Source organism: Pandoraea nosoerga (genome assembly GCF_902459585.1).
Lineage (GTDB): Bacteria > Pseudomonadota > Gammaproteobacteria > Burkholderiales > Burkholderiaceae > Pandoraea > Pandoraea nosoerga.
On record NZ_CABPSC010000004.1, the window covers coordinates 96,155 to 117,830 of the forward strand.

General features: G+C 64.6%; 24 protein-coding genes. 13 read left to right on the forward strand and 11 right to left on the reverse strand.

What is annotated here, in order from left to right; all coding sequences use genetic code 11:
• Nucleotides 1-59 precede the first annotated feature (59 nt).
• The 4 genes from PNO31109_RS07215 to PNO31109_RS07230 all read right to left on the reverse strand — a co-directional run bounded on the left by PNO31109_RS07215 (nt 60) and on the right by PNO31109_RS07230 (nt 3,686).
• A complete protein-coding gene (locus tag PNO31109_RS07215; RefSeq protein WP_244958141.1) occupies nt 60-1,001 on the reverse strand; it encodes a Rossmann-like and DUF2520 domain-containing protein in 942 nt (313 codons plus the stop codon).
• A 9-nt stretch (nt 1,002-1,010) separates the two neighbouring features.
• On the reverse strand, nt 1,011-1,460 hold the full coding sequence (locus tag PNO31109_RS07220) for a TM2 domain-containing protein (protein ID WP_150554931.1): 450 nt from the start codon (nt 1,458-1,460) through the stop codon (nt 1,011-1,013).
• 9 nt (nt 1,461-1,469) lie between these two features.
• Nucleotides 1,470-2,282: an META and DUF4377 domain-containing protein gene (locus PNO31109_RS07225; RefSeq protein WP_174966315.1), complete on the reverse strand. Its 813-nt coding sequence runs from the start codon at nt 2,280-2,282 to the stop codon at nt 1,470-1,472.
• A gap of 183 nt (nt 2,283-2,465) precedes the next feature.
• Nucleotides 2,466-3,686 carry a PQQ-dependent sugar dehydrogenase gene (locus PNO31109_RS07230; protein WP_150554933.1) on the reverse strand — a complete coding sequence of 407 codons (1,221 nt, stop codon included), beginning with the start codon at nt 3,684-3,686 and terminating at the stop codon, nt 2,466-2,468.
• 200 nt (nt 3,687-3,886) lie between these two features.
• On the opposite strand from PNO31109_RS07230, the gene rpsP reads away from it, so the two are divergent.
• From rpsP to PNO31109_RS07260, 6 genes are all read left to right on the forward strand, one after another.
• Nucleotides 3,887-4,138: a 30S ribosomal protein S16 gene (gene rpsP / locus PNO31109_RS07235; RefSeq protein WP_017234865.1), complete on the forward strand. Its 252-nt coding sequence runs from the start codon at nt 3,887-3,889 to the stop codon at nt 4,136-4,138.
• A 121-nt stretch (nt 4,139-4,259) separates the two neighbouring features.
• Nucleotides 4,260-4,895, forward strand: coding sequence for a ribosome maturation factor RimM (gene rimM / locus PNO31109_RS07240; protein WP_150554934.1), 636 nt, complete (start codon nt 4,260-4,262; stop codon nt 4,893-4,895).
• Nucleotides 4,896-4,964: 69 nt separating this feature from the next.
• Nucleotides 4,965-5,735: a tRNA (guanosine(37)-N1)-methyltransferase TrmD gene (trmD, locus tag PNO31109_RS07245; protein WP_150554935.1), complete on the forward strand. Its 771-nt coding sequence runs from the start codon at nt 4,965-4,967 to the stop codon at nt 5,733-5,735.
• 104 nt (nt 5,736-5,839) lie between these two features.
• Complete coding sequence (gene rplS / locus PNO31109_RS07250) at nt 5,840-6,226, forward strand: 50S ribosomal protein L19 (protein ID WP_150554936.1); 387 nt, start codon at nt 5,840-5,842, stop codon at nt 6,224-6,226.
• A 237-nt stretch (nt 6,227-6,463) separates the two neighbouring features.
• Nucleotides 6,464-7,150, forward strand: a complete 687-nt coding sequence (locus PNO31109_RS07255) for a CoA pyrophosphatase (RefSeq protein ID WP_244958142.1) — start codon at nt 6,464-6,466, stop codon at nt 7,148-7,150.
• A 135-nt stretch (nt 7,151-7,285) separates the two neighbouring features.
• Complete coding sequence (locus PNO31109_RS07260) at nt 7,286-8,224, forward strand: CobD/CbiB family protein (protein WP_150554937.1); 939 nt, start codon at nt 7,286-7,288, stop codon at nt 8,222-8,224.
• Nucleotides 8,225-8,330: 106 nt separating this feature from the next.
• Here the strand turns inward: PNO31109_RS07260 and rsgA are convergent, their stop codons facing one another.
• Both rsgA and PNO31109_RS07270 read right to left on the reverse strand, forming a co-directional pair.
• Complete coding sequence (gene rsgA, locus PNO31109_RS07265) at nt 8,331-9,275, reverse strand: ribosome small subunit-dependent GTPase A (RefSeq protein ID WP_150554938.1); 945 nt, start codon at nt 9,273-9,275, stop codon at nt 8,331-8,333.
• A complete protein-coding gene (locus tag PNO31109_RS07270) occupies nt 9,272-10,519 on the reverse strand; it encodes a M48 family metallopeptidase (protein WP_150554939.1) in 1,248 nt (415 codons plus the stop codon). The genes rsgA and PNO31109_RS07270 overlap by 4 nt, the downstream gene beginning before the upstream one ends.
• A 102-nt stretch (nt 10,520-10,621) precedes the next feature.
• Here PNO31109_RS07270 and orn point away from each other — a divergent pair, with 102 nt between their 5' ends.
• A complete protein-coding gene (orn, locus tag PNO31109_RS07275) occupies nt 10,622-11,263 on the forward strand; it encodes an oligoribonuclease (protein ID WP_150554940.1) in 642 nt (213 codons plus the stop codon).
• 187 nt (nt 11,264-11,450) lie between these two features.
• Here the strand turns inward: orn and mog are convergent, their stop codons facing one another.
• Both mog and yjgA read right to left on the reverse strand, forming a co-directional pair.
• The gene (gene mog, locus PNO31109_RS07280; RefSeq protein WP_150554941.1) at nt 11,451-12,071 is read right to left on the reverse strand and encodes a molybdopterin adenylyltransferase; all 621 of its coding nucleotides are present in this window, start codon (nt 12,069-12,071) and stop codon (nt 11,451-11,453) included.
• The gene (gene yjgA / locus PNO31109_RS07285; RefSeq protein WP_150554942.1) at nt 12,071-12,676 is read right to left on the reverse strand and encodes a ribosome biogenesis factor YjgA; all 606 of its coding nucleotides are present in this window, start codon (nt 12,674-12,676) and stop codon (nt 12,071-12,073) included. Before yjgA ends, mog begins: the two co-directional genes overlap by 1 nt.
• A 115-nt stretch (nt 12,677-12,791) precedes the next feature.
• On the opposite strand from yjgA, the gene pmbA reads away from it, so the two are divergent.
• From pmbA to PNO31109_RS07315, 6 genes are all read left to right on the forward strand, one after another.
• Nucleotides 12,792-14,150: a metalloprotease PmbA gene (gene pmbA / locus PNO31109_RS07290; protein ID WP_150554943.1), complete on the forward strand. Its 1,359-nt coding sequence runs from the start codon at nt 12,792-12,794 to the stop codon at nt 14,148-14,150.
• A gap of 218 nt (nt 14,151-14,368) precedes the next feature.
• Entirely contained in the window at nt 14,369-15,520 is a 1,152-nt protein-coding gene (locus tag PNO31109_RS07295; RefSeq protein ID WP_150554944.1) for an ABC transporter substrate-binding protein, read from the forward strand.
• Nucleotides 15,521-15,650: 130 nt separating this feature from the next.
• Nucleotides 15,651-16,532, forward strand: coding sequence for a branched-chain amino acid ABC transporter permease (locus PNO31109_RS07300; protein ID WP_150554945.1), 882 nt, complete (start codon nt 15,651-15,653; stop codon nt 16,530-16,532).
• A gap of 13 nt (nt 16,533-16,545) precedes the next feature.
• Nucleotides 16,546-17,421: a branched-chain amino acid ABC transporter permease gene (locus PNO31109_RS07305; protein ID WP_150554946.1), complete on the forward strand. Its 876-nt coding sequence runs from the start codon at nt 16,546-16,548 to the stop codon at nt 17,419-17,421.
• 18 nt (nt 17,422-17,439) lie between these two features.
• Nucleotides 17,440-18,240: an ABC transporter ATP-binding protein gene (locus PNO31109_RS07310; protein WP_150554947.1), complete on the forward strand. Its 801-nt coding sequence runs from the start codon at nt 17,440-17,442 to the stop codon at nt 18,238-18,240.
• Nucleotides 18,237-18,950 (forward strand): ABC transporter ATP-binding protein, encoded by a 714-nt coding sequence (locus tag PNO31109_RS07315; protein ID WP_150554948.1) that lies wholly within the window; start codon nt 18,237-18,239, stop codon nt 18,948-18,950. Before PNO31109_RS07310 ends, PNO31109_RS07315 begins: the two co-directional genes overlap by 4 nt.
• A gap of 153 nt (nt 18,951-19,103) precedes the next feature.
• On the opposite strand, the gene PNO31109_RS07320 is transcribed toward PNO31109_RS07315, so the two are convergent.
• From PNO31109_RS07320 to PNO31109_RS07330, 3 genes are read right to left on the reverse strand one after another with little or no spacing between them, the layout of a single operon-like run.
• A complete protein-coding gene (locus PNO31109_RS07320; RefSeq protein WP_150554949.1) occupies nt 19,104-19,592 on the reverse strand; it encodes a dihydrofolate reductase in 489 nt (162 codons plus the stop codon).
• Nucleotides 19,589-20,383: a thymidylate synthase gene (locus PNO31109_RS07325; protein WP_150554950.1), complete on the reverse strand. Its 795-nt coding sequence runs from the start codon at nt 20,381-20,383 to the stop codon at nt 19,589-19,591. Before PNO31109_RS07325 ends, PNO31109_RS07320 begins: the two co-directional genes overlap by 4 nt.
• Before the next feature lie 58 nt (nt 20,384-20,441).
• A complete protein-coding gene (locus tag PNO31109_RS07330) occupies nt 20,442-21,641 on the reverse strand; it encodes an ABC transporter ATP-binding protein (protein WP_150554951.1) in 1,200 nt (399 codons plus the stop codon).
• Nucleotides 21,642-21,676: the final 35 nt, after the last annotated feature.

The following is a 21,676-nucleotide window of genomic DNA, read 5'->3' on the forward strand; positions in this document are numbered from 1 at the left end:
GGGCGGACTGGCCTTGCGAGGCCGCCTGGATGGCAATGGCCTGGTGGAACTGCGCAGCGTTATGCGTCGCTGCCTGGGGCGGGAGACACGGTGGGAGGCAGATAGGGGGCGATGGTTCGGGCGATCGCGTCGAGCGCGGTGCTGTCGACGTTCGGACGCTGGCGTGCCAGGTGGATCGCACGCAGCGTCAACAGGGAGTACAGCGTCGCATGGTTTCCGCCCAGGGCGGCCAGCGCCTCCGTATGTCGCGCTACGATGCCGGCGTCCCCCCTCGACACCGGACCGGCGAGCGCGCCTGGCAGGCCGCGTTCGCGGGCGGCGTCGAGGGTGCCCATGACGAGCGGCCACACGGCGGCTTGCGCGTCGGCCTCCGGCATGCCCGCGGCTCGCCAGAGCGCAGCCGCTTCATCGAGCAGGCACAGCAGAAAGCTCGCCGCGTAGTTGGCCCCGGCGTGGTAGCGCATGCGCTCGCCGGCAGGAATCGACACGGCGCGGCAGCCCATGTCACGGGCGAGCGATTGCAGCGTGTCGTTCAGCGGGGCGTCCGCCTCGATCGTGATCGAGCAGCCGGACATGCGCTCGGCGTCGTTGTCCGATCCGGCAAAGAGAAAGAGGGGGTGGAAGCCACCTATGTGCGCGCCCCGTCGTGTAGCTGGCGCGAGCAGACTGACTTCGGACGCACCGCTGCAATGGACCAGTGCCTGACCGGCGTTGGGGGACAGTGCGGCGGCGCAGGCGGCGATGGCGTCGTCCGGGACCGTCAGGAATACCAGGTCGGCGCGGCCGAAGACCGTGTTCATGTCCTGCGCTCGTTCAACTGGCATCGCTTCGCACTCGCGCAGCGCTGTCGCGATGCGTTGCGCGGCGTCGAGTTGCCGGCTTGCGACGGCCGTGACGTGGTAGCCGGCGCGCGATGCCGCAACGGCCATGGCGCGCGCGACGCGGCCCGCACCGATGAAACCGATCGTCGGCTTGAGGAAAGGAAAGGAGGTCGTGGTCACGGCGAAACGTTATTGCGACAGGCGGTTGGGCGTGTCGTGCGTTTCGAAATAGGTCTGGAACGCCACGGCAAGGCCGACCATCATCAGCATGGCGCCGACAAACAGAGAGACGGCCACGATGATGACCGCCGTCCACCCCGAGCGCGACTTCCGGTGCGCGCTCGTATTGAATTGGGCGTCCCAGCGCTCGTCGGGACGCAGACCGTAGACGATGGCGGCAAGAAAGGCCGAGAACAACGAAATTGCGCCGAGGATCGCCAGCACCCAGCCGGCGGGGGAACGCAGCTCGCTCGTCACCAGCAGTCCCCAGCCCGCAACGCCGCATGCCGAGCCCACGACATGGGCCCAGCCAAAACGGTCGCGAAGACCGTAAAGGTAAAAGCGGTGCAGTCCGAGCGTTCCGAACAGCATGGCGAGTCCGGCGGTCAGGGTCTTGGATTTATAAGCGACTGCGTTCATCGGAAGGCGTTAACGGGAAGGCGTTTCTCGAATGACTTCGACGAGCGTCCAGCGCATGCTCGACGCGTCTGCGGGCGGATTTTCCACCGGCTCACCGTGGATTTTCACGCGGTATTCTACGCCGGGCTTCCACTCGAAGCCATCGATGTGGGCATACCAGAGTTCCCACTGCGCCTTGCCCGAGTCGTCGGCATCGCGCACCCGCAAACATTTGCGCGGCGCGACGCCGACGCAGTCCGCCATCTTCGAGTCGACGTCGAGGATCCGGTCCTCCGTCTTCCGGTTTCCGGCGGGGGCCGCAATGGTGCGATTGAGCAACGTCTGCGACGCGTATGTCAGCGTCTCGCCGTCCGCAGTGCTGAGCATCAACTGCGTATCGCGGCGCTCGAAGCGCGTTACGCGTGGCAGCGTCCTCAGATAACGGTCTTCAAACGCCATCGAATCCGGGCATGCCATGCGCGTGGCGGCCGGTGCCTGCAGAGTCACTTGTCCTTTGCCCGGGCCGATCTTGTACTGGCCGAAGATGCGATTGCAGCCGCCGGTGCCGGAAAAAGCGTCCTTGTCATTGAACGTCAGGTTGATCGAGCGACCTTCCGGCAGGCTCGGGATGTCGCCGGGGCCTTCCCACTTCATCAACTGCCAGGTGCCGAGAATGTCGGCCGGTGCGGTGGCTGCGGCCGACGCGTCTGGCGACGCCGACGATGGATTGGCGCCCCCGCCGGACGGCGCTGCGCAACCGGCCAGCATGGCCGCCGGCACGATCAGAGCCGCCAGATAGGAAGCAAGCGACGAAGGCAGGAACGAGAATCGGCGTTGAGTCATGATGGGATTGGCTCGTAGTGGCGAAGAGGGCGGCCGGCGAAGCGGTTGCGATGAACCGGGAGTGGAATGTCCTGATGGTGCCGCGAATACCGTGAAGCGTTGACCGGCAGTGCGCGGTCCCGGTTCCCCTTTGCAGGGCAATGGACGGTGGGAATCGCAGTGAGTCGCCTGCATGGCCATGTTTCACGGTTTGCGGTACGTGATGCGATAGATCGCGCCGGCGTAGTCGTCGCTGATCAGCAAGGAACCGTCGGGGAGCGCGAGGAGGTCGACGGGACGTCCCCAGACCGACTCGTCGCTGCCGAGCCAGCCCTGTGCGAAAACCTCCTGTCGAGTGACATTGCCTTTGGCGTCGAGCACGGCGCGGACTACCCGATAGCCGACCTTGCGGGCGCGGTTCCAAGACCCATGTTCCGCGATGAAGATGCTGCCCCGATAGTCTTCCGGGAATTGCTTGCCTGTATAAAACCGCATGCCTAGTGCGGCGACATGCGCGCCCAGCTTGGTCATTGGTGGAGAGAAGGCGGCGCAGGGTTTCTCCTGGCCGAACTCCGGGTCGACAACGTCGCCCGCGTGGCAATACGGAAATCCGAAATGTTCGCCGGCGCGGGCCAGGCGGTCGAGCTCGTCGTCCGGCACGTCGTCGCCCAGGAGGTCGCGGCCGTTGTCCGTGAACCAAAGTGTGCCGGTGCCCGGTTGCCAGTCGAAGCCAACGGTGTTGCGTACACCGCGAGCCGCTACCCGCCAGTCGCTGCCGTCCGGCTTCATGCTTCCGATCATGGCGTAGCGGTTTTCGTCGCGCTTGCAGGCATTGCACGGCGCGCCGACCCCGACGTAGAGCCGCTGATCAGGGCCGAAGGCGATATAACGACCGCCGTGGTGGCTTTCGGCCGGAAGCCTGTCGTATACGACGACAGGCTTGCCCGGCTTGTCGAGCCGGTTCTCGATGTCGTCGAGTTTGAGAATGTGAGAGACGGCCGATATATAGAGGCTGCCATTGCGCATCGCCACGCCGATGGGCATGTTCAGACCGGCCGCGACGGTGCGCACCTTCGCCGCATAGGCGCGGGAGGGATCCAGCGTGATGGCGTAGACGTTCCCCTGCGCGCGGCTGCCCACGAACAGTGTGCCCCTGGGGCCGAGTACCATGCCCCGGGCGCCGGGGACCTGATCGGAGAGCACTTCGACGTGGAAACCGGGAGGCAGCGAGAGACGTTCGATGGGCAGGGCGTCTCGCGCGGCCGCCGGTACAGGCGCGGCGGCAAGACATGCGGCAAGCAGGCCCGCGAAACGCAACCCGCCCAGCCATCGCGTGCGACGCCACAGGCGGGCGCCGGGTGTGGCAGGCCGCAAGGCCCATCGTGGCGGCGAGCGGAGCAGACATCCATCGGCAAATCGTCGCATGCAGGACTCGCTTTACACAAAGGATTCGTGCATTGTAGACCAGTGGCTGCCGTGCCCGGATTGCTGCGGTGCGGGGGCCAATACGGGCGCGGCTTGGCGGGGTGTGCCGGCGGTCTGGCGAAGTGTTTGTTTTGACGGGGGTTTTGCGCTATAATCACGCGTTTTCTGTCCGAACACCTCTGGATTCACAAGGATTTATTATGGTCGTTATCCGCCTGGCTCGCGGCGGCGCGAAGAAGCGCCCGTTCTACAACATCGTTGCAACCGACTCGCGTAACCGCCGCGATGGCCGCTTCATCGAGCGTATTGGCTTCTACAACCCGGTCGCTGCCGAAGGCACGGAAGGTCTGCGCATCGCTCAAGACCGTCTGACGTACTGGCAAGGCGTTGGCGCGCAACTGTCGCCGACCGTGGCTCGCCTGATCAAGCAAGGCGCCAAGGCTGCTGCCTGAGCGTTTAGCCAGATACGCATTGCTGTCGGTCTGCCGATAGCACAAGAATCGAACGGCGGTGCCTGCTCCGGAGCGATCGGGAGCGGGCATCGCCGTGTGTTCGTCACAACGTTGGATTGGCATGGTTCGTTCCGATCGACCCACACGTGCGCGGGCGCCGCTGAAAGCCGGCGCTGCCGGTGAGCGTGCGGAGCAGGTGCTCGCTCCGATATCCGAGGTGCCCGACGATCTCGTCGAACTCGGCTATATCGGCGATGCCTATGGAATTCGCGGCTGGATCAAGGTGCAACCGCACACGGGCGAAGGCGAAGGGCTCCTGTCTGCGGACCGCTGGTATTTTCGGCGTCCCGGTGAGTCGACTTATTCGATGGCTCACGTGTTACATAGCCGCGGGCATTCCGGAACGGTCGTCGCGCAACTGCGCGGCAGCGCGAACCGGACGGCGGCCGAGGCGCTCAAGGGCCTTCAGGTCTGGGTGCCGCGCAGTGCCTTTCCGACGGCGGGTGAAGACGAGTTCTACTGGGTCGATCTCATTGGCGCCCAGGTGACGAATTTGCAGGACGAAGTCCTCGGCAAGGTCGTGGGACTGCTCGACAACGGCGTTCATACCGTGTTGCGCGTCGCCTACGAGACGGCGCCCGTGGACGGAAAGCCGGCGAAGACGGCCGAGCGGCTGATCCCGTTCGTCGGGCGGTACGTGCAGACCGTCGACGTCGACGCGGGGCGTATTGTGGCCGACTGGGGCCTCGATTACTGAGTTGCCGATTGTTGCTGATTGATTGCCCGGCCGTTGCATGTCCGGGCACCTCTGGACGGATCCGGTCTGATGCAGTTTGACGTCGTCACGCTCTTTCCCGAGATGTTTCGGGCGCTGACCGATTGGGGCGTCACCAGCCGGGCGCTGAAGCAGTCTCGCTACGATGTGCGGTTCTGGAATCCTCGGGATTTCACGCACAACAACTATCGTACGGTCGACGATCGTCCTTACGGTGGTGGTCCGGGCATGGTCATGCTGGCCAAGCCGCTGGACGACGCGATCGCCGCGGCGAAAGCGGCGCAGGCCGAAGCGGGCGTCGCACGCGGCAGAGTGCTGCTGATGTCGCCGCAGGGCAAGCCGCTCACGCATCGTCGCGTGGTGGAACTGAGTCAGCAGGAGAAGGGACTGATTCTGCTGTGCGGGCGTTACGAGGCGATCGACCAGCGTCTCATTGATCGTGTCGTCGACGAAGAGATCAGTGTGGGCGACTTCGTGCTCTCGGGTGGGGAACTGCCCGCGATGGCGTTGATGGACTCGTTGATCCGGCTATTGCCAGGTGCGCTCAACGACGCGCAGTCGGCCGAGCAGGACAGCTTCGTGAACGGACTGCTCGACTGCCCGCACTACACGCGGCCGGAAGAGTACGAAGGGGTGCGGGTGCCGGACGTGCTGTTGGGCGGGCACCATGCAGAGATCGAAAAATGGCGACGTCGCGAGGCGTTGGCCAACACATGGCGCAAGCGTCCCGACCTGATCGAGAGCGCGCGCGCCAACGGATTGCTCAGCCGTGCCGACGAGGCGTGGCTGGCAAGCCTGAAGGCCGACTCGTCGGCCAAGTAAGGCAGCGGGTGTCGTCATGGGGACGGCATTCGGTTTGAACCCATCCTCTGTCGGGGCCGGCATGCCGGTATGAAACGCCGATACGATGGCACAAGGAGTGGTAAATGAATCTGATCCAAAAGATCGAGCAGGAAGAAATCGCGCGTCTGACCGCGAACAAGACGATTCCCGAATTCGCCCCGGGCGACACCGTGATCGTCAACGTGAACGTGGTGGAAGGTAACCGCAAGCGTGTGCAGGCCTACGAAGGCGTCGTGATCGCCAAGCGTAACCGTGGTCTGAACTCGGCGTTCATCGTTCGCAAGATTTCGTCGGGTGAAGGCGTCGAGCGTACGTTCCAGACGTACTCCCCGCTGATCGCCAGCATCGAAGTCAAGCGTCGTGGTGACGTTCGCCGCGCGAAGCTGTACTATCTGCGCGAGCGTTCGGGCAAGTCGGCACGTATCAAGGAAAAGCTCACGTTCAAGAGCAAGACCGCTGCTGCCGAGTAAGTCGGACGCCGCTACGCCTGGCGACCTCGTGGCCGGGCGCAGCCAAAGCCGCATGGAAAAAGCACCCTCCGGGGTGCTTTTTTCGTATGGACGAGCTTTCCGAAACCGGCGTCTTGCGGCGCCGCATCATGCGCGCGGTATCGCACGAATTGCCATGGGATTCGGTTTTTCTTCGCGTGCACGCACTTTTGTCTTCCTCGCTAAAATAGCGGAGTTCTCCCTCCTTCCAAGGTCTACGTGGCGCCACCTCTTATCCTGCATCCTGAAGCGTTGCCCATCGTCTCGACAGGCGAGGGTGAGCCTTCGGTGCCGGCGGAGCGGCTCGCGCCCGACGCACTGCGAGACCGACTCGCGCATCCGCCGCTCTGGACGCCGGACGCGAGTATCGTGGAGGTCGCTCCCTCCGCACGCTTTACGCCGCGCGCCGCGGCGGTGCTGGTGCCCTTGGTCATGCGCCCGCAGGGTACGACGGTTCTGTTCACACAGCGTACACAACATCTGAGCACGCACGCGGGACAGATCAGTTTCCCCGGAGGCAGCCGAGAGCCTGACGATCCGACGCCGATTGCCACCGCGCTGCGCGAATCGCGCGAAGAGATCGGCCTGGACTCCGGCGTGGTGGAGGTCATCGGCAGTCTGCCCGACTATGTGACGCGCACCGGCTTTCGCATCGCACCCGTGATTGGCCTGCTCAAGCCGCCATTCGATCTCGTGGCCGACGCCGGCGAAGTGGCGGAAATCTTCGAGGTCCCGCTGGAGTTCCTGATGAACCCGACGAACCATCAGGTACGCCTCTTCAACTATCAGATGGGCGAGCGCCGCTTCTACTCGATGCCTTATCCGAAGGCGACCGGCGGCGAGTATTTCATCTGGGGGGCGACGGCCGCCATGCTGCGGAATTTCTACCAGCTGCTGCGGGCCTGACGCGACGAACGGATCGATCGCGCAAGATGTCTGCCCGAACCGGCGGACGCACGCGCCGCGACGGCGCGCAGGGCGGGTATCCACGAGAAGCTGTGCTATCGTTACACCATTCCGTCCGATGATCTGATCGCACGCATGACATTCTTTTCGGTACTCCTCGCGCTGATCCTCGAGCAGGTGCGTGCCCTCTCCACGCAGAACCCGATCTACAACCTGATTCGCTCCCACGCGGCCCATACATCGCAAACGTTCGATGCCGGACAGCCGCGTCATGGTGTGCTGGCATGGCTCGTCGTGGTCCTGCCGTTCGTGCTTGGCGTCGGCCTCATCTATTACCTGCTGATGCGGGTCAATATTTTTCTGGGCTTCGCGTGGAACGTGCTGATCGTCTATCTGACGATGGGCTTTCGTCAGTTCAGCCACTATTTCACCGATATCCACGTTGCCCTGAACAACGACAACGCAAACGAGGCGCGCGAAATCCTGCGCCAGTGGATCGGCGTCGACACGGTCGACATGCCGGTCGACGAGATCGTGCGCCACACGCTGCTGCATGCGGTCATCGCGTCGCATCGCCACGTCTTTGGCGTGTTCTTCTGGTTCCTGATGCCAATAGGCCCGGCGGGCGCGGTGCTCTACCGCCTTGCCGAGTATCTGTCGCGTCGCTGGACGGAAGCGGCGCCGGACCGCAGCCCGGGCTTCGGCGCGTTCGCGCGCAAGGCGTTCTATGTGATCGACTGGGTTCCCGCGCGGCTCACCGCAATCGGTTTTGCGATCGTCGGCAACTTCGAGGACGCGATCTACGCATGGCGTCATTACGCCAAGCAATGGCCGAACGAGAACGAGGGGATTCTGCTTGCCGCGGGCAGCGGCGCGTTAGGCGCGCGACTCGCCGGGCCGCTGGCGGAGGTGTCGAGTGTCGACGCCCTCAATCAAGGCGACGACGCCGTCCTGCCCGTCGGCAGTGAGTGCACGCCGCGTACCCTTCAGGCGGCCGTCGGTCTGGTCTGGCGCGCCGTCTTGTTGTGGATGCTGCTCCTCTTGCTGCTCACGCTGGCCGTATGGCTCGGTTGACGGCTGGCGGTGCGAACGCGCCGCGTCAAGATACGCTGCCATTCGATGGCAAGAACCCCGCCGAGGCGGGGTTTTTTCATGTCCGGCGCGACATGCGAAGACCGTTTCAGTACGGAATCTGCTGCTCGGACTCATGCACGAGCTGCGCATAGAGCGCATGGCGCTGTGCCGAGACGCGGCCCGCCGCAACGGCCTCGAGAATCGCGCAGCCCGGCTCCTTCAGGTGGTGACAGTTGTAGAACCGACAACCCGTCAGCAGCGGACGAAACTCGGGAAAGGCCCTCTCCAGCGCACCTTCCTTGAGATGGTGCAAGCCAAACTCCTGGAACCCGGGCGAATCGATCAGCAAGCCGCCTTCAGGCAGATGGAAGCAGCGCGTGAAGGTCGTCGTATGCTTGCCGGAATTGAGCACCGTCGAGATCTCGCGCGTCGCGGCGTCGGCGTCCGGGACGAGCAGGTTCACGAGACTCGATTTGCCCATCCCCGATTGTCCGAGCAGCAGCGAGGCCTGGTGCGCGAGCCGCGGCTGCAGCAAGGCCGTCGCGGCTTTCGGATCGGCGCGCACCGACAGTTCCAGCACTTCGTAGCCCAGCGCGCGGTACGGCGCCAGTCGTTCGCGGGCGGCCGGTACGGCGTGCGTGACGTCCGTCTTGTTCAGGACGATGAGCGGGCGCAGTTCGTTGGCTTCGGCGGCAACGAGCGCCCGGCCCAGCAGGTCTTCGCTGAAATACGGCTCGGTCGCGAGCATGATGACCAGCTGATCGATGTTCGCCGCGAACAGCTTGCTCTTGAATTGATCCGACCGGTACAACAGATTGCGCCGCGGCAGAATCTCCTCGATCACGCCCTGGTCGCCCGTGCGCGCCCATTGCACTTCGTCGCCGACGGCGATTTCGCTCTTTTTGCCGCGCGGAAAACACAGCACCGTCTCGCCATCGTCGGCTTCCACGAGGTAGTGGCGGCCGTGTGCCGCCGTCACGCGTCCGTGGCGGCGCGCCTGCTGCGCGGTCACGGCAACCGGCGAAGCCTTGCCCTTCACGCCGCGCTTCATGCGTGCCCCAGCAAACGGTCGATGCGCTGGGAGGCCGGAGGATGCGAGTAGTAGAACGCCGTGTAGACCGGGTCGGGCGTGAGCGTCGAGGCGTTGTCCTGGTACAGCTTGACCAGCGCGTTGACCAGATCGCCGGCCTCGGTCTGGCTCGCGGCGAAGGCGTCGGCCTCGAACTCGTGCTTGCGCGAGCTCAGGCTGCTCAGCGGGCTGGCGAAGAAGCCGAACACCGGCAGCACGAGGAAGAACAGCACCAGCGCCAGTGCGTTGTTGCTGCCGGTCATCGACGGCATCACGCCCAGCTCCGTATAGAACCACGTGCGGCCGGCGAGCCAGCCCAGCAACGCGAGAAACGCGAGCGAAAGCGCGAAAGCGACGGCCAGCCGCTTGGTAATGTGGCGACGCTTGAAATGGCCGAGCTCATGCGCGAGCACGGCTTCGATTTCCGCGGGCGAGAGCCGCTCGATCAGCGTGTCAAAGAACACGATGCGCTTGGCGCGCCCGAAGCCGCTGAAATACGCGTTGCCGTGCGCCGAGCGCTTGGAGCCGTCCATCACGAACAGCCCGCGCGCCGCGAAGCCGCAACGTTGCATGAGGCCTTCGATGCGCTGCGCCAGCGAGGCGTCCGAGAGCGGCTCGAACTTGTTGAACATCGGTGCAATGACGTGCGGGAAGATGAACTGCACGAACAGGTTGAACGCGACCCAGACCACCCATGCGTACAGCCACCACAGGGTCCCGGCGCGCTCCATCAGCCAGAGTACGACGAAGAGCAGCGGCAGGCCGAGCACAATGCCCACGGCCGTGCCCTTGAGAAGATCGGCAATGAACAGACCGAGCGACATCCGGTTGAAGCCGAAGCGCTGCTCGATCACGAACTGGCGGATATAGGTGAACGGCAGGTCCACGATGCCGGAAACGAGCAGCACGGCGCCGATCAGCGCGATCTGGCCGACGTAACCTTGCCCGAGCCATTCCGAAATGCCGATGTGCAGCGCGTTCAGCCCGCCGAGCAGCGTGAACGCCACGAGCAGCACGGCCTGCGCGAATATCTCCGCCATGCCCAGGCGGGTGCGGGCGACCGTGTAGTCGGCGGCGCGCTGGTGATCGGTCAGCGTGATCGTATCGGCGAACCGCGCGGGCACGGCGGCCCGGTGCGCGACCACATGGCGGATCTGGCGGGCGGCCAGCCACAGTTTGGTCATGACCATCGCCAGCAGGAAGATCACGAAGAGATAGGTGAACATGCGCTTAAGAAGAATCCGAAGTATGCGAGAATTATAAGTTCTTTCGACCGGCCAGGCGCCTGGCTGGCCGTCCACCGACGCGTTTTCCAGAGTCCTCCGATCATGTCCGCCACTTCGTCCCAAAATTCCACGCCAGCCGAGAGCGAACTGGCGCTTGCGCGCGCCGAGTTCAATCTGGTCTGGCTCGATATGGAAATGACTGGTCTGCAGCCTGAGAGCGACCGGATCATCGAAGTGGCGGTGGTCGTCACGGACTCGGCGCTCACACGTCGTATCGAAGGCCCGGTGTTCGCCATCCACCAATCGGACGCGGTACTCGACGGCATGGACGACTGGAACAAGTCGACGCATGGCCGCTCGGGCCTCATCGATCGCGTCAAGGCGTCCACGATCGACGAAGCGACGGCCGAAGCCCGGCTGATCGAGTTTCTCTCCCAATACGTGCCGCCCAACAAGTCACCGATGTGCGGTAACTCGATTTGCCAGGACCGCCGCTTCATGGCGCGCTACATGCCCAAGCTCGAAGCGTTTTTCCACTATCGCAATCTGGACGTGAGCACGCTCAAGGAACTGTGCCGCCGCTGGGAGCCGGCCGTCTACAAGGGGTTCACGAAGCGCGCCGCACACACGGCGCTGGCCGACATCCACGAGTCCATCGACGAGCTCGTGTACTACCGCGAGCACTTCCTGAGGACCTCGGTGCCTGGCGGCCCCGAGTCCGGCGCGGCGATCGTATCGGCCTGATCCGCCTGATCCGCCTGATCGGCCTGATCCGCCAGACGTGGGAGCTGGCTCAGGCGCGTCGCGCCTGCCGCGGCCGCTTAATGCGGAAACACCCGGCGAAACACCGGAAAAACGCCAGCGCATGACGCTGGCGTTTTTCATGGCGCCATGCTGGCAGGCCGAGCGCGCCGGGCCCGCGAAGATCCCGTCAGACGGATTTCGGCGCGCGAATGGCGCTCTTCGGACGGAATGCCTTGCACACGGCCTCGTTCGTCTCGATGTACGGGCCGCCGATCAGATCGATGCAGTAGGGCACCGCGGCGAAAATTCCGGCCACCACGGACTTTCCGTCCGCGTCGCGCAAGCCTTCCAGCGTTTCCTTGATCGACTTCGGCTGCCCCGGCAGGTTGATGATGAGCGCCGCGTGATCGGCGGTTTCGCGAATGACCGCCACCTGCCGCGACAGGATGGCCGTCGGCACGAAGCGCAGGCTGATCTGGCGCATCTGCTCACCGAACCCCGGCATCTCCCTGGTGCCGGCGCGCAGCGTGGCCTCGGGCGTGACGTCCCGCCGCGCCGGGCCCGTGCCGCCGGTCGTGAGCACGAGGTCGCACTGCATCGTGTCGACGAGTTCGATCAGTGTCGCGGTGATGCCTTCGGCGTCATCGGGAATCAGGCGCGTCTCGGCGACCCACGGCGAGGTGAGCGCGCTGCCCAGCCACGTCTGCAGCGCCGGGATGCCCTGGTCTTCGTAGGTGCCCTGGCTCGCGCGGTCGCTGATCGATACGAGGCCGACGCGAAGTTCGTCCGGATGTGAGCGCGCGACCATCAGTCTTCCTCGCGGGTTGGGAATTCGGGCAGGTGGCTATCGGCGTCTTCCGAAGTTTCGGGGCTGGCCGGGCTGTTCACGAGCAAATCCTTGAGCGCCTGGAACAGCTCGCGAAAGGCCTTGGGCGGCTTTTGCGCCGCTTGCTCGCGACGTGCGTTGCGAATGAGCGTGCGCAATTGCTGGGCGTCGGCCTGCGGGTGCTGGGCCAGCAACTCGGTGAGGGCTTCGTCCCTGGCCAGAAGGCGTTCGCGCCAGCGCTCGAGCGAGTGCAGCCTGGCGGTTTCCGCCTTCGAGACGCCCTTGATGGCGTCGAGCGCGCGGCGAATCGCTTCGACTTCGGATTCGTGCAGCGAGCGCATTTGCTTGCCCACATACTGCAATTGGCGGCGCCGGCCTTCGTGGGCGGTGATCTTGCGGCACTCGCGCACGGCCTGCTCGAGGTTTTCGGGCATCGGCACGCGGGCGAGCGCGTCCTTGGCCAGATTGACCAGTTCTTCGCCCAGGTCCTGCAAGGCATGGGATTCGCGCTTGCGCTGGGATTTGCTCGGACCTTGCTCGGAAAGCTCGCTGTGGGCGATACGGTTAAAGCGTTGAATGTGCGTCATGGGCGCTATTGTAGCGCGGCGCGCGGCCGCCAAATAGTTGCATGGCCGCCGCGCGACGGAGAGTAAGTCGCGCTAAGATGGCGGTTCCCATTCAGCTACTGACCCAATCGCGCCGATGTCTCAAGCGACCCAGCACTTCACGCACACTCAGGACCAACTCAAGGAAATCGTCAGCGACGTATTGCAGTACGCCCGCTCGCTCGGCGCCACCGACGCCGCTGCCGAGATTTCGGAGGGCGACGGACTGTCGGTCTCGGTGCGGCGCGGCAAAGTCGAGACGATCGAGCGCAACCGCGACAAGCTCGTGGGCGTGACGGTCTTCATCGGTCAGCGTCGCGGTAACGCCAGCACGTCCGATTTCTCGCGCAAGGCGCTGCATGACACCGTCGACGCCGCCTACAACATTGCCCGCTTCACCGCGGAAGACGATTGCGCGGGGCTGGCGGAGGCCGAACTGCTCGAAATGCACCCGCAGGAGCTCTCGCTGTTCCATCCGTGGCGCATCAGCGCGGACGATGCGGTCGAGCTGGCGCGCCGCGCCGAGAAGGCGGCGCTCGACGTGAGTCCGCTCATCCGCAATTCGGAAGGGGCGAGCGTCTCGGCGCAGCACTCGCAGTTCATGCTGGGCACGACACGCGGCTTCCTCTCCGGCTACCCGTATTCCCGCCATTACCTGTCCGTCTCGCCGATCGCGGGCTCGGGCAGCCACATGCAGCGCGACGACTGGTATTCGTCCAAGCGTGCGTCCGAGGACCTCGCCTCGCCCGAAGCGGTCGGGCGTTACGCCGCCGAGCGCGCGCTGGCGCGTCTGCATGCCCGCAAACTGTCCACGCGCAAGTGCGCCGTGCTCTTCGAGGCGCCCCTCGCCGCCGGCCTTCTGGGCGCTTTCGTGCAGGGCGTGAGCGGCGGAGCGCTGTACCGCAAGGCGACGTTCCTGGTCGACAGTCTCGGCAAGCCGGTTTTCGCCGATCACGTCGGCATCCACGAGGACCCGCACGTGCCGCGCGCCATGGGCAGTGCGCCCTATGACGAAGAGGGCGTGAAAACGCGCGCGCGTGACGTGGTGAGCGACGGTGTGGTGCAGGGCTATTTCCTCTCCACCTACTCGGCGCGCAAGCTGGGCATGCAGACGACCGGTAATGCCGGCGGTTCGCACAACCTGCGCATGTACAGCAAGCTGACCGCGCCGGACGACGACTTCCGCGCCATGCTGCGCAAGCTCGGCACAGGCCTGCTCGTCACGGAGCTGATGGGGCAGGGCGTGAATTATGTGACGGGCGACTACTCTCGCGGCGCGTCCGGTTTCTGGGTGGAAAACGGCGAGATCCAGTATCCGGTGGAGGAAATCACGCTCGCCGGCAACCTGAACGACATGTTCCGCCAGATCGTCGCCATCGGCGCCGACACGCTCGTGCGCGGCACCAAGGAGGTCGGGTCAATCCTGATTGAACAAATGACCATCGCCGGTCATTGATGCTGCAAAAAGCCGTTATGGCGCCATAAGTGCGTTGCATTTATGCGCCAAAACGGGGCAAAACCCCTTTTGTCGTGTCCGTCGCCAGCAGTTTGCGTTATGCTTAGGAGTTTTCTTAAGCCGCGGCTTGAGAACCGACACGGTAGTTAGGGTAATGGGCGCGCCCATAAGGCGCGCCTTCTCATAACTAGAGACTAGGTATTGGAGGAAGAGGACTCATGAAAAGCACCATGACCAAGTTGCTGTGCGCACTTGTCGCGACGGGGATGGTGGCTGCGGCTCACGCGGCCGATCTGAAGATTGGCGTGGCCGAGGCGCTGTCGGGCGGTGCCGCGCAGTATGGCGCGGCCATCAAGAACGGTTTCCAGCTCGCGGCCGACGAGATCAATGCCGCCGGCGGCATCAACGGCAACAAGCTCGTGCTTCAGATCGAGGACGAGCAGGGCAAGAAGGAAGAGGCGATCAACGTCTTCAAGAAGTTGATCTTCCAGGACAAGGTGCTCATGGTGTTCGGCCCGACGCTGTCGAACTCGGCCCAGGCGGCCGACCCGATTGCCCAGGCCGGCAAGACGGTGGCGTTCGGCACGTCGAACACGGCTGACGGCATCACGTCGATCGGCGACTTCATTTTCCGCAACTCGGTGACCGAAGCCGACGTACTGCCGGAGACCATCAAGGTCGCGGCCAAGCACACGGGCATCAAGAAGGTCGCGGTGCTGTACGGCAACGACGACGTGTTTACCAAAAGCGGCTACGACAACTTCAAGAAGGCGCTCGAAGACCTGAAGATCCCGGTCACGACGACGGAAACGTTCGCCAAGGGCGACGTGGACTTCAAGGCGCAGCTCACCAAGATCAAGGCGACCAACCCGGACGCCATCGTGCTGTCGGCGCTGATCGCCGAAGGGGCGCCGATCATGGTGCAGGCTCGCCAACTGGGTATCAACGTGCCGTTCATCGGCGGCAACGGCATGAACTCGGTCAAGGTGTTCGATCTGGCCAAGGGCAGCTCGGACGGCCTGTGGGTGGGCAGCCCCTGGTCGATCGAGAACAACACGCCGGCCAACACGAAGTTCATCGGCGCCTACAAGGCGAAGTACAACGTGGCCCCGGACCAGTTCGCCGCGCAAGCCTACGACGCCATGTACATTGCCGCGAGCGCGCTCAAGAACGTGAAGATCTCGGGCAACCTCGAAGCCGACCGCAAGGCGCTGCGCGACGCGCTGCCGAAGGTCAAGCATGACGGCGCGACCGGTGCGTTCGCCTTCCGTCAGGCGATGGGCAAGAACGGCAAGCCGGCCGGCTACGACGCGCAGCAGGCGCCGATCGTGAGCGTAACCAAGGGCGGCAAGTACGTCATCGAGAAGTAAGCAGCCCGGCAGTACTTGAAGAAGTCCGCATGGGCGTAGGGCCGAAAGGCGCTACGCCCATCGGCGTTTCTGGCGCACGCCGCACCCCCGCGCGGCGCGCGCCCCCGTCCCTCAGGCTGGAATACACACCATGCTGGAACAGCAACTCGTCAACGCGCTCTCCCTCGGGTGCGTGTACGCCTTGTTCGCGCTCGGGTTCACACTCGTGTTCGGCATTCTCGGCGTCATCAATCTGTCGCACGGCGCGGTCTTCATGGTCGGCGCATACGCCGCCTTGCAAGCCGTCGTCCGTCTGCATCTGCCGCTGTGGGCGGCTATCATCGTGGCCGTCGTGGCGGCCGGCCTGCTCGGACTCATCATCGACGTGCTGGTGCTCAAGCCGCTGCGCAAACGCGGCGCGCCTCACCTGATTCCGATGATCGCGACCATCGGTGTGGGCATTCTGCTCAACAACGGCGTGCAAGGCATCTTCGGCGCCGAGAACCTGCGCTTTCCATACGACGTCGTCTCGCAGGACACGATCACCGTGGCCGGCGTACACATGACGGCGCTCGAAATGGCGATCATCTTCATCTCGTTCGCGCTGATGGCCGTGCTCATCACGACGATCAAGAAGACGCAACTCGGCCGCGCGCTGCGCGCCGTTGCCGAGTCTCCCAAGGCGGCGTATCTGCTCGGGATCAACGTCGAAGGGCTGTTTCTCGCCACCTCGTTCGCGGCCGCGGGTCTGGGCGGCATGGCAGGTGTGCTGATCGGTCTGTATTCCAACGCCGTGTTCCCGCTCATGGGCCAGCCGATGCTGCACAAGGGCATTGCCGTGATCATTCTCGGCGGCATGGGCGATATTCGCGGCGCGATGATCGGCGGGCTGTTCCTGGGCTTTGCCGAGGTGCTGTCGGTGGCTTACATCGGCTCGAACATGCGCGACGCCGTGGCGTTCGGCCTGCTGTTTCTGATCCTGCTGGTGCGTCCGCAGGGGTTGTTCGGCAAAGTGCTCGAACGCAAAGCGTAATCACGGGGGCGCAATGGACTGGTTCACTAATTTCTGGGCGGTTTACAGCAACCTGGTGCTCACACTCGGCACCAACGCGCTGCTGGCCCTGTCGATTTATCTCACGCTCTCGTGCGGCATGCTGGCAATGGCCAATGCGGCGTTCATGGGCATCGGCGCCTACACGGCGGCCCTGCTCACGATGAACTACGAGACTTCGTTTGCCGTGTCGCTCGCGGGCGGCATGGCGGCCCCGGCGCTCATCGCGTTCATCATCGGCAAGCCCACGCTGCGGCTGTCGGGCGTGTATCTCGCGATGGCGACGCTCGGCTTCGGCGAGGTCGTGCGCGTGCTGATTCTCAACACCGAAGACCTCACGGGCGGCGCGCTTGGCCTGAACGGCATTCCGCAGCTCACGCAGTGGTGGCACGTGGCCGGTGCGGTGGTGATCGTGCTGGCGGTGTTGTGGCGTATGCGCCGCTCCAAGATCGGCCGCGCTTTCGAGGCGATCAAGGAAGACGAGACGGCTGCCGGCCTCATGGGCATCAACGTCACGGGCTACAAGATGCTGGCCTTCGTGCTGGGCGCCGTGCTGGCCGGCCTGGCGGGCGCGCTCAACGCTCACCTGACGTTCTTCATCGGGCCGAACGAGTTCGGTTTCGATCGTGGCGTCGAGATTCTGACGATGGCGATTCTCGGCGGCATCAATGGTCTGGTGGGCCCGGTGCTCGGCAGCACGATTCTCACGTTGCTGCCCGAGTTGCTGCGCGCGTTCAACGATTTCCGTCTTGTGGTGAATGGCCTGATCCTCGTGCTGATCGTGCTGTTCCTGCCCAAGGGCATCTGGGACCCGATGCGTTTTCGCCGTTGGTTCCGGGCCGGCAAGACGCGTTCGGCCTCTTCCTCGTGAGCGGAAGGAGGACACGACATGCTCAAGCTTTCCAATATTTCCAAGCGATTCGGCGGCCTGCACGTTCTGCAGGACGTAAACATCGAAGTGCCGCAGGGCACGATTTTCGGGCTGATCGGCCCGAACGGCGCCGGCAAGACGACCGTATTCAACCTGATCACGGGCCTGTTGCAGCCGACCGGGGGCGGCATCACGTTCGACGGCGAAAGTCTCGTGGGCCAGAAGCCACACCTGATCACGCAGCGCGGCATCGCGCGCACGTTCCAGAACATCCGCATCTTCAAGGAGATGACGCTGATCGAGAACGTGGTGGTCGGCATGCATCGTCATCTCACCTACGGTCCGGCCGGCCTGCTGCTTTCGCTGCCGGGTTTTCGCGACATGGAGAAGCGCTCGCGCGAGCGCGCGCACGAACTGCTGTCGTGGGTGAGGCTCGATCACAAGGCACATGACATTGCCGACAATCTCTCATACGGCGATCAGCGCAAGCTCGAACTCGCGCGTGCGCTGGCGACAGAGCCCAAGCTGCTGTTGCTCGACGAGCCCGTCGCCGGCATGAACACCGGCGAGAAGGTCGATCTCATGAGCGAGATCGAGAACATCAAGGCGCGCGGGTACACGATCTTCATGATCGAGCACGACATGCGTTTCGTGATGGGGCTGTGCGAGCGGATCGCGGTGCTGAACTTCGGCAAGATCATTGCCGAGGGCAAGCCCGACGAGATCAAGCACAACCCGCAGGTGATCGAGGCCTATCTGGGCCGCGACGACGATGATGATGCGGCTGCACTGGCAGTCGGCGCGGAGGACAAGGCATGAGCGCGCTGCTCGAAGTGAAGGGCCTGAAGGTCGCCTACGGGCATATCGAGGCCGTGAAGGGCGTGGACTTTTCGTTGCGTGAGCACGAGATCACCTCGCTCGTGGGGGCCAACGGCGCAGGCAAGTCGACGACGCTGCTTGCGTTGTCTGGTCTCATCAGGAAGCAGGCGGGGACGATCCTGTTCGAAGGCGAGGATATCGGTGGACTGACGCCGAACAAGATCGTGCAGCGCGGGCTGGTGCAAGTTGCGGAAGGTCGCGCCACGCTCACCACGATGACGGTGCGCGAGAACCTCGAGCTCGGCGCGTACACGCGCCGCGATCGGCAGAACGTGAAGCCGGACTTCGACAAGGTGCTAGAGCGTTTTCCGCGGCTGGCGGAGCGTCTGGATCAGATGGCGGGCAACCTGTCGGGCGGTGAGCAGCAGATGCTGGCGATCGGCCGCGCGTTGATGGCACGGCCGCGTCTGTTATTGCTCGACGAACCGTCGATGGGACTCGCGCCGATCATCGTGCAGGGCATTTTCCACACGCTAAAGGAGATCAACGCCGACGGCCTGACGATCTTCCTGGTCGAGCAGAACGTGCGCCAGGCGTTGAAGATTGCGCAGCACGGCTACGTACTGGAGACCGGTAAGGTCGTGCTGGACGACACGGGCCGCAATCTGCTGGGTAATCCGCGAGTGCTGGAGGCATATCTGGGCGGCTGACGTGGCCGGGCGGGCGCGCGATGCAATCGGGCGCGTTCTTCCCCGCCATGGAACCGGTCGGCTGCACACGCATGCGACCACGCGCGCCGAGCCGTTCCGAAAGGGCGGCCGGCGCTTTTTTCGATCGAATGATCGGGCCCGAAGGCCCTGCGTTCAAATCCGTTCGTAAGTCACGAACGCGTAGTCGAAGTCGTTTGGCGCCGGCGAGTGATGCGTCTCGCGCGCCGTCTCGCGCCACTGCGCCGGCGACAACGCCGGGAAGTGGGCGTCGCCTTCGAAAGCCTTCGCGATTTCGGTGACGACCACCTTGTCCGCGCTTGCCAGTGCTTGCGCATACAGCTGTGCACCGCCGATCAGGCAGATTTCGTCGGCGCCCACACACAGCCGCATGGCATCGATGAGCGAGCCCGCCACTTCGCAGCCTTCGATCTTGAGCTCGGGATTGCGCGAGACCACGATATTGCGACGGCCCGGCAGCGGACGCCCGATCGAATCATAAGTCCTGCGGCCCATCACGACCGGCTTGCCGAGCGTCGTGCGCTTGAAGTGCGCGAGATCTTCCGGCAGACGCCACGGCAACTGGTTGTCGCGTCCGATCACGCCGTTTGCGGCGCGGGCTACCACCAGCGTCAGAATCGTCATACGGCCACCGGCGCCTTGATGTGCGGATGCGCTTCGTACCCGACGATGTGGAAGTCCTCGAAGCGGTAATCGAAGATCGAGTCGGGCTTGCGCGCGATTTCGAGCTTCGGCAGCGGGAACGGCTCGCGATCGAGTTGCGTGCGCACCTGCTCGAGGTGATTGTTGTACAGGTGGCAGTCGCCGCCCGTCCAGATGAAGTCGCCCACGTCGAGCCCGGTCTGCTGCGCCATCATGTGCGTGAGCAGCGCATAGCTCGCGATATTGAACGGCACGCCGAGGAAGATGTCGGCGCTGCGCTGATAGAGCTGGCAGGAAAGTTTGCCATCGGCCACATAGAACTGGAAGAACGCATGGCATGGCGGCAGCGCCATGCGCGGGATCTCGCCGACATTCCAGGCCGAGACGATCAAGCGGCGCGAGTCCGGCGTTTTGCGGATCTGTTCGACGAGCTGCGAGATCTGGTCGATGTGGCCGCCATCCGGCGTCGGCCACGAGCGCCATTGGGCGCCGTAGACGGGACCGAGCTCGCCGTCGGCGTCCGCCCATTCGTTCCAGATGGACACGCCGTTTTCCTGCAGATAACGCACGTTCGTGCTGCCCTGCAAGAACCACAGAAGTTCGTGCACGATCGACTTGATATGCACCTTCTTGGTCGTGACCAGCGGGAAGCCGGCCTGCAGGTCGAAGCGCATCTGGTAGCCGAACACCGAGCGCGTGCCCGTGCCGGTGCGATCGGTCTTGTCCGTGCCATGTTCGAGTACATGGCGCATGAAGTCGAGGTACTGTTTCATAGGCCCATCCGTTTTGCGCGATTTTACCAGCGTCTGCGCGCAGGCGCCCCGCAGTGCGTCAGGCCGCCGTTGTCTCCGTTGTCGTCTCCGTTGTTGCCTCCGCTGTCGCCTCCGCGGTCGCCTCGGTTGTCGCGCCCATTACCCCCGGCGCGCCGGATGCCGCCCGCGTCGCGACGAACGCCACCGGATGCTGCACGGCGAGCCGAAGCCCGACGCGTTCGCCGGCCTCGTGCGACAAGTCGCCGTCCACGCGCGCGAGGACTTCGCGTCCCGAGGCCAGCCGCAACGTGTAGAGCTGATCGGCGCCGCGAAACGCGCGGCGCACGAGCAAGGCCTCGAATGGGCTGGCCGGATCGTGCGCAATGTCGTCGGCGCGCAGCAGCACGTCGACGTCGACGGGATACGCGTCCCCCGCCGCGCGCAGCAACTGCTCGGCCAGCGCGGGCGAGACGGCGATTTCCCCGAGTTCGAGTGCAATGCCGCCGCCCCCGGCGTTGCCGCGGAACGTGCCGGGAATGAACGCACCGCGCCCCACGAAATCGGCCACCACGCGATTCGCCGGCGCTCGCCACAGTTCCCGTGCCGGCGACCACTGGGCGATCGCGCCCGCGTGCATGACGCCGATGCGATCGGCCATGGCGAACGCCTCGTGCTGATCGTGCGTGACCAGGATTGCCGTGGCGCCGCTCGCCCGGATGATTTCCCGCACCTCCACGGCAAGACGTTCGCGCAGATCGAGATCGAGGTTCGAAAACGGTTCGTCGAGCAGAAGCAGGGCCGGCGAGGGCGCCAGCGCCCGTGCGAGCGCCACGCGTTGCTGCTGACCGCCGGACAGTTCATGCGGGTACTTGTGGAGCGCCCCGGCCAGCCCTACGCGTTCGGCAAGCGTCGCGACGCGCGCCTCACGTTCGGCGCGTGCCATGCGCCCCAGCCCGAAGGCGATGTTGCCCGCCACGCTCAGATGCGGGAACAGCGCGTAGTCCTGAAACACCACGCCGACGTGGCGCCGCTCGGGTGGCTCGCTCGACCGGGCATTGGCCACCTCATGACCGTCGAGAACGATGCGGCCGCCCGCGAGCGGCTCGAAGCCGCATACCGCGCGCAATACCGTCGTCTTGCCGCAGCCGGACGGCCCGAGCAGGCAGCCGATCTCGCCGCGCGCGAGTGAGAGCGACAGGTCGCGAACGGCCGTGTGTGCGTGGCCGGCGGCCGCGTAGTTCACGCTGATGTGGTCGAGCAGCAGATAGGGCAGTGGCATCGGGAGAGGGCGGAAGCGCGTCGTTAAGGATGGTG